At 62.1% G+C, this 15,561-nt stretch carries 20 protein-coding genes and 2 pseudogenes; 12 read left to right on the forward strand and 10 right to left on the reverse strand.

Annotation, left to right across the window (positions count from 1 at the left end):
- Positions 1–48: 48 nt before the first annotated feature.
- Positions 49–580: pseudogene (locus AB7008_RS20850) on the forward strand (cysteine hydrolase).
- Positions 581–1,004: 424 nt separating this feature from the next.
- Here the strand turns inward: AB7008_RS20850 and AB7008_RS20855 are convergent.
- Together AB7008_RS20855 and AB7008_RS20860 are read right to left on the reverse strand one after the other, a co-directional pair.
- A complete protein-coding gene (locus AB7008_RS20855; protein WP_038958321.1) occupies positions 1,005–1,520 on the reverse strand; it encodes an inorganic diphosphatase in 516 nt (171 codons plus the stop codon).
- A 69-nt stretch (positions 1,521–1,589) separates the two neighbouring features.
- The gene (locus AB7008_RS20860; protein ID WP_038958320.1) at positions 1,590–2,105 is read right to left on the reverse strand and encodes a YciE/YciF ferroxidase family protein; all 516 of its coding nucleotides are present in this window, start codon (positions 2,103–2,105) and stop codon (positions 1,590–1,592) included.
- Positions 2,106–2,311: 206 nt separating this feature from the next.
- Here AB7008_RS20860 and AB7008_RS20865 point away from each other — a divergent pair, with 206 nt between their 5' ends.
- Positions 2,312–3,817 carry an FAD-dependent oxidoreductase gene (locus tag AB7008_RS20865; RefSeq protein ID WP_212102052.1) on the forward strand — a complete coding sequence of 502 codons (1,506 nt, stop codon included), beginning with the start codon at positions 2,312–2,314 and terminating at the stop codon, positions 3,815–3,817.
- Positions 3,724–5,091, forward strand: coding sequence for an NAD(P)/FAD-dependent oxidoreductase (locus AB7008_RS20870; protein ID WP_441259449.1), 1,368 nt, complete (start codon positions 3,724–3,726; stop codon positions 5,089–5,091). Before AB7008_RS20865 ends, AB7008_RS20870 begins: the two co-directional genes overlap by 94 nt.
- On the opposite strand, the gene AB7008_RS20875 is transcribed toward AB7008_RS20870, so the two are convergent.
- Both AB7008_RS20875 and AB7008_RS20880 read right to left on the reverse strand, forming a co-directional pair.
- Positions 5,088–5,288, reverse strand: coding sequence for a hypothetical protein (locus AB7008_RS20875; RefSeq protein ID WP_038958316.1), 201 nt, complete (start codon positions 5,286–5,288; stop codon positions 5,088–5,090). The genes AB7008_RS20870 and AB7008_RS20875 overlap by 4 nt on opposite strands.
- A gap of 456 nt (positions 5,289–5,744) precedes the next feature.
- The gene (locus tag AB7008_RS20880) at positions 5,745–5,972 is read right to left on the reverse strand and encodes a hypothetical protein (RefSeq protein WP_038958315.1); all 228 of its coding nucleotides are present in this window, start codon (positions 5,970–5,972) and stop codon (positions 5,745–5,747) included.
- 221 nt (positions 5,973–6,193) lie between these two features.
- Between AB7008_RS20880 and AB7008_RS20885 the strand changes: the two genes are divergently transcribed.
- Both AB7008_RS20885 and AB7008_RS20890 read left to right on the forward strand, forming a co-directional pair.
- Positions 6,194–7,300 (forward strand): DUF1236 domain-containing protein, encoded by a 1,107-nt coding sequence (locus AB7008_RS20885; protein ID WP_038958314.1) that lies wholly within the window; start codon positions 6,194–6,196, stop codon positions 7,298–7,300.
- 24 nt (positions 7,301–7,324) lie between these two features.
- The gene (locus AB7008_RS20890; RefSeq protein WP_038958313.1) at positions 7,325–7,642 is read left to right on the forward strand and encodes a hypothetical protein; all 318 of its coding nucleotides are present in this window, start codon (positions 7,325–7,327) and stop codon (positions 7,640–7,642) included.
- A 646-nt stretch (positions 7,643–8,288) separates the two neighbouring features.
- Here AB7008_RS20890 and AB7008_RS20895 read toward each other — a convergent pair.
- Positions 8,289–8,723, reverse strand: a pseudogene (locus tag AB7008_RS20895) (DNA ligase); the annotation flags it as partial.
- A gap of 101 nt (positions 8,724–8,824) precedes the next feature.
- Between AB7008_RS20895 and AB7008_RS20900 the strand changes: the two are divergent.
- From AB7008_RS20900 to AB7008_RS20920, 5 genes are all read left to right on the forward strand, one after another.
- The gene (locus AB7008_RS20900; RefSeq protein WP_038958311.1) at positions 8,825–9,034 is read left to right on the forward strand and encodes a hypothetical protein; all 210 of its coding nucleotides are present in this window, start codon (positions 8,825–8,827) and stop codon (positions 9,032–9,034) included.
- A complete protein-coding gene (locus AB7008_RS20905) occupies positions 9,028–9,162 on the forward strand; it encodes a hypothetical protein (protein ID WP_277996310.1) in 135 nt (44 codons plus the stop codon). Before AB7008_RS20900 ends, AB7008_RS20905 begins: the two co-directional genes overlap by 7 nt.
- A 13-nt stretch (positions 9,163–9,175) precedes the next feature.
- The gene (locus tag AB7008_RS20910) at positions 9,176–10,291 is read left to right on the forward strand and encodes a glycosyltransferase family 4 protein (RefSeq protein WP_248889505.1); all 1,116 of its coding nucleotides are present in this window, start codon (positions 9,176–9,178) and stop codon (positions 10,289–10,291) included.
- An 89-nt stretch (positions 10,292–10,380) separates the two neighbouring features.
- The gene (locus tag AB7008_RS20915; RefSeq protein WP_441259450.1) at positions 10,381–10,800 is read left to right on the forward strand and encodes a CopG family transcriptional regulator; all 420 of its coding nucleotides are present in this window, start codon (positions 10,381–10,383) and stop codon (positions 10,798–10,800) included.
- A gap of 5 nt (positions 10,801–10,805) precedes the next feature.
- Positions 10,806–11,984: an extracellular catalytic domain type 1 short-chain-length polyhydroxyalkanoate depolymerase gene (locus AB7008_RS20920; protein ID WP_441259451.1), complete on the forward strand. Its 1,179-nt coding sequence runs from the start codon at positions 10,806–10,808 to the stop codon at positions 11,982–11,984.
- Positions 11,985–12,086: 102 nt separating this feature from the next.
- Here AB7008_RS20920 and AB7008_RS20925 read toward each other — a convergent pair whose 3' ends face one another.
- From AB7008_RS20925 to AB7008_RS20945, 5 genes are all read right to left on the reverse strand, one after another.
- Positions 12,087–12,449 (reverse strand): response regulator, encoded by a 363-nt coding sequence (locus AB7008_RS20925; protein WP_080584090.1) that lies wholly within the window; start codon positions 12,447–12,449, stop codon positions 12,087–12,089.
- 92 nt (positions 12,450–12,541) lie between these two features.
- Positions 12,542–12,898 (reverse strand): PRC-barrel domain-containing protein, encoded by a 357-nt coding sequence (locus AB7008_RS20930; RefSeq protein ID WP_038958306.1) that lies wholly within the window; start codon positions 12,896–12,898, stop codon positions 12,542–12,544.
- A 283-nt stretch (positions 12,899–13,181) separates the two neighbouring features.
- Entirely contained in the window at positions 13,182–13,565 is a 384-nt protein-coding gene (locus AB7008_RS20935; RefSeq protein WP_049813025.1) for a hypothetical protein, read from the reverse strand.
- A 71-nt stretch (positions 13,566–13,636) separates the two neighbouring features.
- On the reverse strand, positions 13,637–14,128 hold the full coding sequence (locus AB7008_RS20940) for an Hsp20/alpha crystallin family protein (protein WP_248889506.1): 492 nt from the start codon (positions 14,126–14,128) through the stop codon (positions 13,637–13,639).
- 82 nt (positions 14,129–14,210) lie between these two features.
- Complete coding sequence (locus AB7008_RS20945) at positions 14,211–14,675, reverse strand: Hsp20 family protein (RefSeq protein ID WP_212094297.1); 465 nt, start codon at positions 14,673–14,675, stop codon at positions 14,211–14,213.
- Positions 14,676–15,059: 384 nt separating this feature from the next.
- On the opposite strand from AB7008_RS20945, the gene AB7008_RS20950 reads away from it, so the two are divergent.
- Positions 15,060–15,278, forward strand: a complete 219-nt coding sequence (locus tag AB7008_RS20950) for a hypothetical protein (RefSeq protein WP_038959839.1) — start codon at positions 15,060–15,062, stop codon at positions 15,276–15,278.
- A gap of 20 nt (positions 15,279–15,298) precedes the next feature.
- Entirely contained in the window at positions 15,299–15,484 is a 186-nt protein-coding gene (locus tag AB7008_RS20955) for a hypothetical protein (RefSeq protein WP_244437059.1), read from the forward strand.
- Positions 15,485–15,561 lie beyond the last annotated feature (77 nt).

The raw sequence follows: 15,561 nt of genomic DNA on the forward strand, positions 1-15,561 counted from the left end.
TCCGCATGCAGTTCATCTCTGCATCGAGATGCAAAGGTTGTTCGCACCGTGGGCCCATGGGCAACGCCCTGGTTGGAGCGTGCGCTACCTGAGGCCGTCAGGCTGGTTGCGCACGCGCCGCAACGCGCCGGCTTCACGCGTTTGATTCGGGTCCGCAACAAGGCCGAGGCGCGTGGCGTCTGGAAAGCCTGTTATGAGAAATGGGAATGCGTGACACGCGACAAGGTTGATCCGGCGTTGCTTGAGTTGGTGCCGGACCTTACAAGCTTTGTGCCGCCTGCCACAGTCATCGACCGCCAAACTTACTGCGCATTCACCAATAGCCGGCTGCAAGCCTTTCTGGATGAGCATCAGGTGAACACGCTGATCGCGTCCGGGGGAAAGCGATGTCTGTGTGCTCGCAACGGTGCTGGCCCCGGTCGATATCGGCTACCGTGTCTTCCTCGATGAGGACGTGCTCTGCAGCTCGTCTGATGAACGTCACGATGCGCTCCTCAATCTCTACACCGAGCAGGTCAGCTTGCAGATCGAGGTGGCGCCGGTTGCCAGCATCCTTGCGAACTGGAGTATCGATGATTGACGACCGGTCAATTCTGCGTCGCTGGCCGCGGAGCGGGTGCGGCGGTACACAACACGCCGCGTTCAGCTTCCTCCGCGATGCGATTGAGGATCGCTGCTTTGGCGCGATCTTGCTCGGCCAGGGCCGGCTGACGATAACGTAATGCGCGGCTGTGGTCGGTGGGTGAGGACATGACTGGTACGCACGAAACACCTACTGTTCACCAGCAAGCTGACTGCGGGGAAACGTTCCTTCCGAGCCTCGAAACAAGTTGCTCGTCTGACTGTTAAGCCGCTTCGAAAATCGAGGGGTTGGCTGTCGACTATGAGCGACGTGCGGCGGCGCTCAGTGCTTCCAGAGAAGCGAAGCAGGCAAAGGATGACGGCGAACCCTGATGGGAAACATCAAGCCGTGTTCAGCAAGTCCGACGTCGTCCCGGGGCCGACTAGCGGGCGAGGCGCTTGATGGTCTTGATCGCACGGTTCGGGCCATGCCAGCCGAGGAATTTTAACTCCTTGTTTTCCAGCGCGTTCGTCGCCCGAAAGAACTGTTCCAGATCGTCGCGCGCATGGGCGGGGAGATTACGGATATCCTTGAGATCCGTTTCGAGCGGTGACCGGTCAGGCACTGCAAACACGCGATCGTTTCGCTCCTTCTTGCCTTTGCTCCTTTGTTCGACCTCGAGAATGCCGGCCGGGCGACAGCGCAACACGACGCCCGGGTAGGTCTGCGCATCATGCAGGATCAGCACATCCAGCGGATCGCCGTCCTCGGCCTTGGTCGAGGGAATGAAGCCCCAATCGTAAGGATAGGTCAGACCCGCCATCAGCGGCTTTGCCAGGGCAAAAACACCGAGCTTGGGATCGAAATCGAGCTTGCACGAGCTTCCGCGTGGCGTCTCGACAACGGCAAAAATGTTGTCGTCGTCGGCCCAGCTTGGCAGTTTTGTCAGATTGGTCATGGCGACAGTCAATCTCGGCATCGACGAGTGGGTACGGGTCTGGCGAAATCATCCGCCAGACCCGGGCGATCAGGCGGCGGTGGAGGCCTTCTTGTTGACGCCCTTACGCAGCGCAACGGTGTTGAGCTTGGTATTCGCGGCCTTCTCTTCGTTCAGGTTCGTGGTCAGGAAACGCACGATATCGTCATGGCCGAGCTCTTCTGCCCAGGCGATCAGCGTGCCGTAGCGACATATCTCGTAATGTTCGACCGCCTGCGCGTTAGCGACGATTGCCGCATCGAGTACCGTCTTGTCTTCGATCTCGCCGGCCGTTTCGTCCGCTTCCTTGATGATGCCGTCGATAGCGGGACATTGCGTGCCGCTCGGCGACTTGCCGAGTTTCTCGAAGACCTTCTCGAGACGCTCGACCTGCTTATTCGTCTCTTCGAGATGGTTCTTAAGGCCCGTGACCAGATCCCGGTTGGTGGCCTTGTCGATCATTTTCGGCAATGCCTTGAGGATTTGCTGCTCGGCATAATAGATGTCCTGTAAGCCGTGTAGCAGCAGGTCGTCCATTGTCTTGATGTCTTTTGAGAATAGTCCCATGGCGTCGCTCCTCGATCTTAAAGCGATGGAACGGCGCGGACTAGGCTTTGTTCCTCACCGCCCTACCGCAGCCGGCTGCGCAGGTCTTCCGCTCACCTTCCGAATTAGCGAATTCGCGTCCGCGAGACTCTGCTCGCGAAGCCTGCTGACTGGGCGGGAGGAACTGTGGCATCAAGCCGGCGTTTTGCCTTCCTAGGGAGTTTTGCATGGTCAGCACCTCGCTTTGGATGGAGACGGAGATATTGCCGGAGGCGGGTGCGCTCAAAGGCGATGCGCATTGCGATGTGGCAGTGGTCGGCTCCGGAATCGCTGGCCTGTCGTCCGCCTACGAACTCTCCAAGCGGGGCCAGTCGGTGATCGTCATCGACCGCCAGGGCATCGCGAGCGGCATGACAGCGCGGACTTCGGCGCACTTGGCGCCGCTCTGCGACGATCTGATGAGCGAGTTCAGAAAGCTTCGTGGTGCTGAGAACGCGAAACTCTTCTACGAAAGCCAGGCCGCCGGCGTCGACCGGATCGAGGAGATCCAGGCGAGCGAAAAGATCGCCTGCGACTTCCGGCGGCTGGATGGGTACCTCTTTCAGGGCCACGGCATGCCGGCCGACATCATCGACCAGGAATTGGAAGCGGTGCAGGAAGTCGGCGCGCCGGTGCATCGACTGGTCGGCGTTCCGCTCAAGGGATGTGAAAGCCGTCACGTGCTTCGTTATCCCCGGCAGGCGACCTTCCATCCGCTGAAGTACCTTGCTGGAGTTGCCGCTGTTTGTGAGGCTAACGGCGTCCGTTTCTTCGCCAACAGTCCTGTCGAAGAGGTTGCGGAGCGGGACGGCGCCGTCACGCTGCGAACAGCACAAGGGCAGATCACGGCCGGTCACGCCGTGATTGCGACCAACGCCTCGATTGCCGAGCGCTTCCAGTTGCATTCCAAGGTCGCGCCCTACCGTACTTATGTACTCGCTTTTGCGATCGCGCGGGGTGAACTTCCGGACGCGCTCTACTGGGACACCGAGGATCCTTACCACTATGTGCGGCTGCAAACGGGGCCAGACGATCATGAGTTCGTTCTTGTCGGCGGCGAAGATCACAAAAGCGGCGAGGCGAATGACGCCGAGGAGCGCTTTGCCCGGCTGGAGAGCTGGGCGCGTGAATTGATCCCGGCTGTTGGCAGCGTCACGCACCGCTGGTCGGGCCAGGTACTCGACACCATCGATTATGCCGGCTTCATTGGCCGCGAGCCCGGCAGCGAGCGCATCTACCTCGCGATGGGCGACTCCGGTCAGGGTCTGACCCATGGCGTGATGGGAGCAATGCTGAACTCGTCTCTCATTCTCGGCGAGGATCACCTCTGGAAGTCTGTTTATGCGCCGGATCGTAAACCTCTCGCAGCGGCGAGGAATTTCCTGCGCGAGAACATGACGATCCTGCAAAACCTCGCCGAGTATGTGACGCCGGGTGAAATCGCCTCGCTTGAGGAGCTCAAGCTAGGCGAGGGCGCCATCCTGCGTCGCGGTCTCGAGAAGATCGCTGCCTACAGGGACAAAGCGGGCGAGCTGCATTTGCACTCGGCAAGTTGCACCCATATCGGCTGCCATCTGCACTGGAACAGCTTCGAGACCTGTTGGGACTGTCCCTGCCACGGCTCGATCTTCGCGCCCAATGGCCAGCCGATCAATGCGCCGGCCGTTTCGGCCTTGCGACCAGTTCAAAGATAAGCCTGCGTGAAGAACTCACTTCACCTGTTTTTGGGAGCTTTTCCATCTTCAAAGACGAAGATATCGAACAGGACGACCTGCGCAGCGCCCGAACACCATGGGCGGTTCTGCCGCCGCCATCCATAGGGCCGATCACCGACAGCTTTCGCTGCGAAGTCCTGGTCGTAGGCGCCGGTATCACGGGCGCCCTGGTGGCTGAGCGTCTGAGCCGGCAGGGTCGGCAGGTCGTCATCATCGATCGCGAGGTTCCAAGCCTCGGCAGCACGGTCGTCAGCACCGCAATGCTACTTTGGGAAATCGACCGTCCGCTCTTCCAACTCACCGAGCTTTACGGCTTCGAGAAGGCAGTCCGCTGCTACCACGCCAGTCACCAGGCCGCTCGGGGACTACGGGCGTTGGTTGCGCAGTACGGAGTCGCGTGTCACATGCGGCCGCGTCTCTCGCTCTACCTTGCTGCCGATGACAGTCCGAACCTCATCCAGGACGAATATAGCGTCAGAAGCCGCGCTGATCTGCCGTCCCTCTTACTGGGACATGCCGAACTTCTCCAACGCTTCGCGATCGCCCGCGCGGGCGCCATCCTGTCGAGGGACGCAGCCGACGCCGATCCCGTTCTGCTCACGCGCGGCCTGCTCGATCTGTCTCTCAAGCGCGGCGCCCGCCTTCTGAAGGCCAACGCGGTTGCTTATGACGGCACCGCCTCGAGCGTGACCGTCGGCCTTGAAGACGGGTTTTCGATCGAAGCGCGCCATGTGGTGCTTGCGACAGGCTATGTCATGCCGGACATCGTGCGGCCCACGGCTCAACAACCGGCCTCCAGTTGGGCGATCGCAACTGCGCCGCAGGCGGATAATCTATGGCCGGGGCAGGCGCTCATCTGGGAGGCGACCCAGAACTACCATTATGCCCGTACGACATTCGATGGCCGCATCATCTTCGGCGGTGAGGATGATCATGGGCTTATTCAGCCTGACGCTCGTGACGCGGCGACCCCGACAAAGGTGAGGGTGCTCAAGGAACGCCTGACAGCTCTCTGGCCCCGCACCTCCAGCCACGTTGCATTCGCTTGGTCAGGAGCCTTCGACACCACCCGTGACGGGCTGCCTCTCATCGGCGCAGTGCCCGGCTCCAAGAATATCTTTGCGGCCTTTGGCTATGGCGGTAACGGGATCACCTTTAGCCTCCTCGCCGCGGAGCTCATCGGCTCGCTTCTTTCGGGAGGGTCGTCGCCCCTGCTCGATGACTTTGCGTTCGACCGTGACGTTTCCGGCTAGCGGCGGGCGACAAGGCAGCCAAGCATGAAAGCGACGAGCAATGAGGGAAGCGGAGCCTCACGAACCACGTCGCGGAGAAAGCCGAGCGCTTGGCCAGGGGCCTGATCCTCTTCGAGACTCTGCCGCACAGTGCGGGCAGTCTCCCGCACGCCTTCCGACACTTCTTTCACTTTCGCCATGGCGTCTTCGCTGTCCATTTGATCCTCCTCCTACAGGCCTGCCGCACAACAAATGTCTCGGCAGCTATCCGTTCCTGCAACCCACGACGCGCGGATGCGGATCGTTGCCTTCCATGACTTGAGGAGCGAGATGAGAGGTCGCCAGCCAGACGGGTGAGAGCCGCATCTGAAGCAGTGCGACAGGCAACGCGCAATATGTCGGCCTTCACTTTGCTTTTCCGATCGCTGGAGGCGTCAAGTCCGCGGTCGCCTTGTACGACGTCTCCGAAAATATTCGAATGCCTTGAGAGCCAGCGGGGAAGTGGCCCATCCGAGAGGGTCGGACGGGCCACTTCGAGCGAACTTCCATTTACTCAATACATGTGAATTTACCAAATAGCCGGCGCCGCCGATGACGATCGCCGGGGCGACGGCCCACAACAGGAATACTGGCAACTGTATTTGCCTGGGCCGATGCCGGTCCGTCCGAAGTTCTTACTGCTCGGTGCAGACCTTGCTGGTCTTGACTGCGGACTCCGCTTCCGTCTTGGTTTTGTAGACACCGTCGCCCACGACTGTCGTGGTAGTCGTCGTCGGCTTGGTGTCGACCACGGTGCACTTCTTCGTGGTGGCATCGCGGATGATGTAGAACTCGGCGGCGCTGGCCGCCTGGGTACCCAGAGCGAACGCGGCGAGCGCGCCGCAAACGATCAGCTTCTTCATTTCTGTCTCCTCCAGTGGCTTCAAAGTAGTCACTGCCAACGACGGGTTCAGTTGCAAGTTCCACTTGTTCCCGAAAGATGACGTAGCGGTGTCGCAGCAATCTTCCTATCGCTGAGACAAATGCAATTTTGGTTGCCGAGTTTTCCCGATTTGGAACTCGGCCCGCGATCGCGTGTTAAGCGACCGCATTCAGGAGGTTTCAAATGAACAGGAGGTCTCACATGAATAAGCGTTTATTTTTGGCTACGACGGCTGCAGTTGCGATTGCGACTTCGGCATTTGCGCAGTCGTCCCCCAACACTTCGAACTCGAATTCGCCGACCTCGCAACGACCGCAGGATTCCACTTCCACGACGACGCCGTCCTCCACGGTCACTACACCGTCGTCCAACTCGTCCGGGCAGGCCAGCAATCCGTCGACGAGCTCGGCCCAGACGCAGCAGCCTTCTTCGACCGGTCAGAACGCTGCGAACCAGTCGTCCAATTCCGGGACCGGGTCCAACACCACGCAGGCGCCAACCTCGGGCAACTCGACCAATCAGGCCCAGACCAGCCAGCCTTCCAACCAGACCACTACGCCCTCGAACCAGGCGCAGACGAATTCGCCCTCGTCGAGCCAGACCCAGAGCGCGAATCCGCCGGCCTCGACCAGCAATCAGGCGCGGTCTCCGACCGGAAGCAACTCGACCAACACAGCCCAGCAGCCGAACAACCAGCAGAACACGGCCGATCGCTCGTCGAACACCAACATGAATGCGTCGGTGAACATCAACGATCAGCAGCGGACGCGGATCAGCACGTCGATTTCGCATCTGAACGTGAAGCCCCTCAACAACGTGAACTTCTCGCTTTCGGTCGGCACGGTCGTGCCGCGCGACGTCCGCGTGCAGCCGCTGCCGGCGGAGGTGGTCGAGATCGTGCCCCAGTACCGAGGCTACGACTTCGTTCTGGTGAAAGACGAGATCGTCATCGTCGAGCCCTCCAGTTACAAGATCGTCGCCGTGATGCCGTACTCGGGCCGCTCGACGGCGGCAGCGCCGGCGCGCTCCGAACAGCGCAATGTCACCTTCAGCGATCGTGACCGCGAGGTGATCCGCAAGCACGCCAAGGCGCGTCCCGTCGAGCGCGAACGACAAACGACCGGCAGTACGGTGCGAACCGAGATCCGCCGAGGCGAGCGAGTGCCGGACGGCGTGGAGATCGATGCTTTCCCGGACGAGGTCTATCGCGAGGCGCCGAGTCTGCGGGAGTACCGATACATTCACCGGGATAGCCGCACCTACATCGTGGAACCGCAGGAACGTCGTGTCATCGAAGAGATCGACTGATCTCGCCAACGAAGGAGAACGCTCATGAAGACAATTGCACTTGGAGCTTTCGCGACGGCCTTGTTGACGTCGGCTGCCCCTGCCGCTCCGCTCAATCCGACCGCGCTCGGTTCACCCGAATTGTCGGGCATCGATCAGGTCCGGCTCGTTTGCAACGAGTACGGCCGCTGCTTCCGGACCGGCGGTCCCCGCTATGTCCAGCGCTATTACGGCGACGATGACGGCTACGTCGTGCGCCGGAGCTACGGCTACTACGGCGGACCAGGATACTACGATCGCGGCTACGGCTACTACGGCGGTGGCCCGAGCATCGGTTTCAGCTTCGGCACCGGCCGTTGGTGACCGATGAAAGGGCCGCTCCCGAGCGGCCCTTTCATACGGATAGACGTTGCGGTGATCGGATGTCCGCTCTTACCAGATTGCTAGGACAGAAAGAGCGACTGACTGCTGGCGCGGCTTGAAGCCGGAGCCGGCCCGAACGAGCGTGCCGAAATCCAGGCGCTTCTCGCCAAGATCGATACCGCGCTGAAGCTTCTCGGGGCTGAAAAGTCTCCCGGAGCAGAGCCGACGGACGAAGAACTGAGGGGGCCTTAACTCACCAGCCCCCTTGCGGGCTCGCAGACGACCGAAAGCCCCAGCTCGGGGGCTTGGGGGGCGGTGAGCTGGGGCCAGTTCGGGGTTGCCCCTTGGGGCAGGGGCTTTGGGAAAACCTGGCAGCCGAGCTATCGTTCCTCTGGGTCGTCAAGAAGCTTTGGTGGGCGGGCGGTACCCGCCTAGCCGACCCCGCCTAGCCGTACCGAGCCGGTCAATCCAAGTCCGGCGGCCTCATGGCTGCCGTCCCGGTAAGGACGCTTGCGACTAAATGAAGATTACGGCCCCATTGAACGCGATGTGGCGTTCAGGTTCAGGGTCGCTGCTGCAAGTCGAGGCATTTGCGGGCGGGGACTAATGCAGTGGTGTCCAGGTCGAGCGGCGAGGCGCCTACCGATCACGAATCCTCCCGCAAGCCGTTGAAGAAGAGGGCCGGACCTTGCCTTCCGCAGATATGGCCCGGTACTCGATCTCCGCTAATAACTTCGGCTCGACCCAGATTCCCTTGTGGCCGACGCGCTTCGCGTAGGGCTGCGTCTCCCCGATCAGCGGCTTCAGCAGCTTCTGCAGGTCGGCGGCGGAGGCCTTGTCGAAACCATGGTCGACCTTGCCGGCGTACATCAGCTCGCCGTCCTTGCGTCGGCCGAGGTAGATATCGTCTCGTTTTCCCCTCGGCGAGCGCGAAGCCGCCGATGACCAGAGTCTACGGCCCCGCGCAGATCTTCTTCACCCAATTGTTGCCGCTGCCGCTCACGTAGGCGCGGTCACGGACCTTCGACACCACGCTCTCGAGTCCGAGCTTACAGGCTGCGCGAACATCTTGCCCGTCAATTGACTCGACTCGACGGGACACGATTCTTCGGGAAAAAGTAGAAACTTCATCTTCCGAGACGAGTTGGCATCCAGCGAGATCTCTTCTCGTCGGAGCCGAACATGGTCGATGACGTCCCGCTGCGCACGGCGGTACATACGGTCTGGTCTCTCTACCTGGCGAAGCATCGCGATGTCGATGCTTCCGACACCCGCCGCTGCCTGCTGGAGCGTCATCTGCAAGGGAGATGGGAAGCGCGTGTGAGCGATGCCGAAGAACTCACGGGATTCGGCCTGGCTTACCTTGAGCGCCTTCCCGAAGACGAATGTTGAGGCTGCTGGAGTGGCTCGTCAGGCGAGCTGCGGTCGACAGCGCCAGGCCGGATTGGACATTGCTGGCCGTCTCAGAACTCGCCTCCGCGGCCATCGTCCTGTTCTTCCGCTCGATGTTTTCGGTCTAGAGGATCGGCGTCGATGCGCATCGCTCAACTCGCTCCACTGGCCGAAAGCGTCCCTCCGAAACTGTACGGAGGCACGGAACGGGTCGTGGCATGGCTGGTGGATGAGCTGGTCGAGCTGGGCCACGACGTCACGCTGTTCGCGAGCGGCGACTCCCGAACGAAAGGCGAGCTTCATCCCGTGTGGCCGCGCGCGCTACGTCTCGGACGGAAGGGCGCCGATCCAAATGCCGCCTGCGCCGTGCTGCTGGAGGCGATCGCAAAGCGCGCGAAAGACTTCGACGTGATCCACGCGCATATCGACTGGCTGCCCCTTCCGCTGCTCAGTCGGCTCGGCGTGCCCTTCGTGACCACCATGCATGGCCGCCTCGACCTGCCGGGCCTTTCCGAGGTGCTGCGGCAGTTTCCCGGCGCGAGCTTCGTGTCGATATCGGACCATCAGCGTCTGCCGTTGCCGGAGGCGAATTGGATCGCCACGATCCAGCACGGACTGCCATCGAACAACTTTCGCCCGTCTTTCGATCAAGGATCCTATTTGGCGTTCCTCGGCCGCCTGACCGCGGAAAAGGGCCCCCAGGACGCCATCCGCATCGCGCGCGCCGCCGGAATGCCCTTGCGTATCGCCGCCAAGATTCCGCGCGGCGAGACGGCCTACTTCAAGAAGCAACTTGAGCCCCACATCGACGGTCGGGCGGTCCAGCTCGTCGGCGAGGTGGATGAGGTGAAGAAGCAGCCGTTCCTCGCAGATGCCGTGGCCCTGCTGTTTCCGATCGATTGGCCTGAGCCGTTCGGCCTCGTCATGATCGAGGCGATGGCCTGTGGGACGCCAGTGATCGCCTATCGCTCCGGCTCCGTGCCCGAGGTCGTCGAGGACGGCGTGACCGGCTTCATCGTCGAGAACGAGGAGCAGGCTGTCAGGGCCGTGGGCGATCTGGCCCGGCTCGACAGACGAAAAATACGCGTCCGCTTCGAGGAACGCTTCTCCGCGGACCGAATGGCGCGAGAGTATGAAAGTGCGTACCGCGGATTGATCTCTGCCGCGGTGGGGCACTCGGCTGCGGCATTCGCAGCGCCAAATGCTGAACATCGGCGCGAAACGAGGCCGGCCGACGAACTGCCGGCGACCAGCTAACCGTTCTTTCGCTGCCCTTGAATACTGCCCCCGGACATCCATATGACATCCATAGGCCATCCTATTGGATGGTTGAAGTGGATGACTTCATGGCCGACAATGTGCGCGAGCTGCGAACCCGGATCCCCGATACCGAGAAGATCACGATCAACCTCGGCTATGTCGATCTGGGTCAGATCGATCTGATGGTGCAGGAAGGGTTCTATTCTAACCGCACGGACTTCATCCGGACGGCCATCCGCAACCAGCTCGAACGCCACGCGGAAGTCGTGAAGCAGTCGACGGTCCGAAAGAGCTTGGACTTGGGTTTGCGGACCTACAGCCGTGAGGATCTCGAAGCGGCGCGGCGCGCCGGCGAGATGCTGCACATCAAGGTGCTGGGTCTCGCGACCATCGCCCAGGACGTCACCCCCGAGCTGGCACGCGCCACCATTGCGTCGGTCTCGGTGCTCGGGGCCCTTCACGCCACTCCCGCCGTCAAGGCCGCTCTCTCCGATAGAACAAGGTGAATGCGATGCTGAATCAGAACATGATTTCCGAGGCTACGCGCCTCACGCGTGCGGGCCAACTGGTCGAGGCCACCGCGCTCCTGCAGCGCATGCTCCGCGGCGAGTCGCCAGACCCGTCCCACGCTCTTGTGCCGCCAGATCGGCTCGAGCCGCCGACCATCGACGTGAAGGCCAACGTCGTCGAGGAGAAGGAAAGCCGACGAACCGCCCGGGTTTCTCCCGCTCCTTTGCAGCGCAAGAGCATCGCCCAGTTCGATCGCTTGAAAGACTTCTCCGCACTCAGCCTGCGTGGTCCGATGACCCGCGCTCCGCCTGCCGCGACGGATATCGCACCCGAAGGCACGAGGTTCATCGCAGGCACCTTCCGCAGCACGAATGGAAGCCGGAACTACAAGCTGTTCGTCCCGAGCCGCTCCCAAGAAAAGCCGCTTCCCCTCGTGGTCATGCTTCACGGCTGCACCCAGTCGCCAGACGACTTCGCGGCAGGCACCCGGATGAACTTCCTGGCGGAAGAGCGGAATTGCTTCGTGGTCTATCCGGAGCAGCCCAGCGGAGCCAACCAGGCGAAATGCTGGAATTGGTTTCGCACGGGCGACCAGCAGCGGGACGGCGGGGAGCCTTCGTTGATCGCAGGCATCACTCGCCAGGTCATGCGGGACTATCCGATCGATCAGAAGCGGGTCTACGTCGCAGGTCTGTCGGCCGGCGGGGCGGCCGCCGCCATCATGGCAGCGACCTACGCCGATCTGTACGCGGCCGTCGGGATCCATTCGGGCCTCGCCTGCGGGGCGGCTAGCGATCTTCCCTCCGCGTTCGTCGCCATGCGGCAAGGAGGCGGGTCTAAAAATGCCGATGGCGGACCGCAGGTGCCGACCATCGTTTTCCATGGCGACCGCGACGCCACGGTGCACCCGAACAACGGCGACAGGATTGTCGAGCAGTCCGTCAAGGCGGCAGGTTTGAAAGTGAAGGTGAGCGGCGGACGAGTGCCCCATGGGCACGCCTACACCCGCACGAACCTTGCCGACGCGGACGGGCGCGTCGTCTCCGAGCATTGGAACGTTCACGGCGCCGGCCACGCCTGGTCGGGCGGCAGTCCCGCCGGGTCCTACACCGATCCGCGCGGGCCGGATGCGACGAGGGAGATGCTGCGCTTCTTCCTCGAGCATTCGCTCCCGGATTAGTCGAACTTCGCAACGCTCGCCCGGCGCGTCGCCGATTTCTGGATCAGCTTGGCGCCCCCGAACTCGCCTTTCGCGCAATTCCAGCTGCGGCGTTGGCGGCGCCTACGCCTGATCCGGAGCTACCCGCCTGACGGCCCTGACGATGTCCTCCGGACGATAGGGCTTCTGCAACATCAGACTTCCGGGCACCGGACGGGGCGCGACGGGCGAGAACCCTGTCGCATAGATCACCGGGAGTCCGGGATCATGCTCACGGCAGCGTTCGGCGATCTGCCATCCGTCGACGCTTCCGGGCAGCTTGACGTCCGTGATGAGAAGGTCGACGACCCGCCGCCCGCACCACGCCAGCGCCTCCTCGCCATTAGCTGCATGGACGACGTGGTACCCTTCCTCTCGCAGAGCCTCCACCACGAACTCGCGGATGAGAGGGTCGTCCTCGACGAGGAGTATTCGCACCGCCGACACCTTCAAATTCCTGACAGAGCGTTTCTGCCGACGGCTGACGCCTTGATCGCCGCCGGCAAGCCCGCTCTCAGCGGCGGGCTTGCCGGCAGGTGTCAGAACCCGGAATAGTAATCATTTACTGCTCTTGCTCGTCCGGGGTCATTCCAATCCCAGGCGTTGTCGTTGCCATACTTCGGCGCACCCTGGAGCCTGTCTGCGGTGAGATTGGTTCGGTACCCGCCAAGGCCCGTGTCGTACTTCAACGACTGCCATGGCAGCGGGTAGTGATCGTCTCCGATGCCCAGAAAGCCGCCGAAGCCGAGAACCGCGTACGATACTTGGCCGCTAACCTTGTCGATCATCACGCGCTCGATCGAGCCGATCTTCTGGGCGTCGGTGCCATAGACGGCAGTGCCTTCGACCTTGTCGCTACCGATCAACGTTCCTGTTTCACGCCTTTCCGTTTCCATCGTCATCCTCCTCCTAAAAACGATGATGTAGGACAACTGCGATCGGTAGGGGCTCGTTCCTCCGCTTTCTCGATCGCTAAGACCGACGCGTAAGTGAGGCGCCGGATTTGCGGAGCGCCTCGCGCTCCTCGCAGAGGTCGTCGACCTTCGCTCTCATCCGCGACAGCAGAAGCTCGGCGGCTGCCGTCGGAACGCCGGCTCGCTGCAGCATCCGGATCGGCCGTCCTGCGCCGGGCGCGAGATTAGCGTCAGAGTGTCGCCTACGTTCGCTGCACGGGGCCGGTCACCCAACTCGCTCATGAATGCAATGAACGAGACGCCCCACGTCGCCGAAGCATGCCCCAGCAGGACTCCGCAAGGCGGCGGCCCAGGGCCGCCGCAGCCGCATCGGCACGCCCCCGGGGGGCGGGGGATCGTCGTCGCCGTCAAGCCGCCTTAGCGCGGCGAGGATGTCCGCGAGCCGGATCGTGTGGCCCATGCCGGGAATTTCGCGTAGCGCGGGACAGGATTCGACCGCGAACATGTCGGACGCCCATGACGACAGGATGATCCGCTTCTCCGGTCCGGAGAGTTCGTCGTCGTTCAGGACGTCCTCCGGAGACGCATAGTGCGCGGCCGGATGGAAGAATGGATTGAGATTGCCGGTGTTCGTGTTGGCGTTGGTCATCGATTGCCTCCCTTACGCTCCTTTCGTCGGGATGGGTTTCGGGCGGCGACGACCGCCGCCCGTGATGGTCTTTACTGCGAGTTGATCGCGATGCGCTTGACGCCGGCCCGTGGGTTCTCGGATTTCGGCAGCGAGATCGTCAGAACGCCGTTCTTGAACGAAGCCTCGGCCTTGTCCTCCGCGACGTCCTCAAGCGCGATCTGCCGCTGGAACGAGCCGTAGTAGCGCTCGGTGAAGTATTTGCCTTCGTCCTTGCGCTCGCTCTTCTTCTCGCCGCGGATAGTCAGCACCCCGTTGGCGATTTCGATCTGGACGTCGTTCTCCGCCATGCCGGGAAGCTCGGCCGAAATCGTCAGCGCCTTGTCGGTCTCGCTGAGCTCGATCTTGGGCCAGCCGAATTGCCCTTCCATCAGCGGCGACAGGCTTGTGCCGCCGAAGCCGCGGAAGACATCGTCGAACAGCCGGTTCATTTCGCGCTGCAGCGTCATGAACGGATCGTGCCTGCCGCGCGCCGGCGCGAGCTCCTGGTTTCTGGACCAGGGAATGAGATCCCGAACTGCCATGGTTTTTCTCCTTCGTTGCATGGGTCAGGGAGCGCGGCTACGCTTGCGCGCGCCGCGTTCCGCTGGGAACCTCGATCAGGCGTCAGGCCGCCTTCTTCTGCTCGATCTGCGAGGCGGCAGAGGCGCCGCTTCTTCCGATCTGGATCCGGCGGGGCTTCATGGCTTCCGGCACCTCGCGGACGAGATCGATGATCAGCAGTCCGTCGCGGAAGGAGGCCTCCTTCACCTGAACGTAGTCGGCGAGGTTGAACACGCGCCGGAAAGGACGCGCGGCGATGCCCCGGTACAGGTATTCGCCGGCCGCTTCCTCGGGCTTCCTGCCTTCGATCGTGAGCGCATTCTGCTCGGCCGTAACGGCGATGTCGTCGGCTCCGAAGCCGGCGACGGCGACCGAGATCCGGTAGTGATCCTCGCTGGTGCGTTCGATGTTGTACGGGGGATAGTGGTCTTCGCTCGCTTGGCGGAGCGTGCTGTCGACGAGGTCGGCCAGGTGGTCGAAGCCGACGGTGGAGCGCCACAGGGGCGCGAAGTCAAAGGTGGTCCTCATAACCAAGTCCTCCAAAGAGCAAGATGGATACAAGGAGCGCAAGGCTGGAATCAGAGCGGGTCTGGTACCCGGCCCGGCGCCCGCGCCGGACCCGTGAAGGCGCCCGGCACACCGCTCTCGCGGCGAAAAATCAATTAGAAAAGCGAGAAGTCGTTTCAAGGTGCGGATTGAAAAAAATTTTAGCGCGCTCGGTCGCGGTGCAGAGCTGTCGGCCATTGCGGCACCGCAAACGCCGGCCAAGAATTTGGGCGTTCGACCGCCGCCGTTTTTGTTGTTGGCAGCTCCGCCCGCCGGGACCTAAATTTAGCCCGTCGCCGAACGGCCCGAGGCAACTATCGGCGACGAGAGCACCGTTGTGGTCCCGCCCTAGGAGGAAGCTGCGCCATGTCGAAACGGCGTCGTTTCAAGCAATCAATTTCCCTCAAAGACCGGCTCGCCAATTTCGCCGAGGAAGCCCTCAAGAAAGCATCGAATCTTCCGCCAGGTACCGATCGCGAAGAGATGCTCAAAAAAGTCCGCCAAGCAGACATCGCGTCCCACATGGACGAATGGACCCACACGCGCGGACCGCAGCCGCCGACCCGGAGCAACGACGATCCATGAAAGCGCTAGACGACCGGACGATGGCCAATCTCGATGTCGCCCTCGAAGAAGCTTGTCGATCTCTTCCTCATGGAGGCGACCACGAAATCAGGCGGGAGATCGCACAAAAGCTTCTCGATTGCGCCGTCCAAGGAAACAAGACGTTATCTGGATTGACCGAGGTGGCTCGCGTAACGCTCGCGGAGGCGATCAAGAAGTCCGCCTAACTGCGCCGCCGTTGCTCTCCTACCGATAAGCGGGCGAGCAGCGGGGCCGCGCCGTCGCATGCATGCTTGGACCTCGC

Source organism: Bradyrhizobium sp. 521_C7_N1_3 (assembly GCF_052075975.1).
GTDB lineage: Bacteria > Pseudomonadota > Alphaproteobacteria > Rhizobiales > Xanthobacteraceae > Bradyrhizobium > Bradyrhizobium japonicum.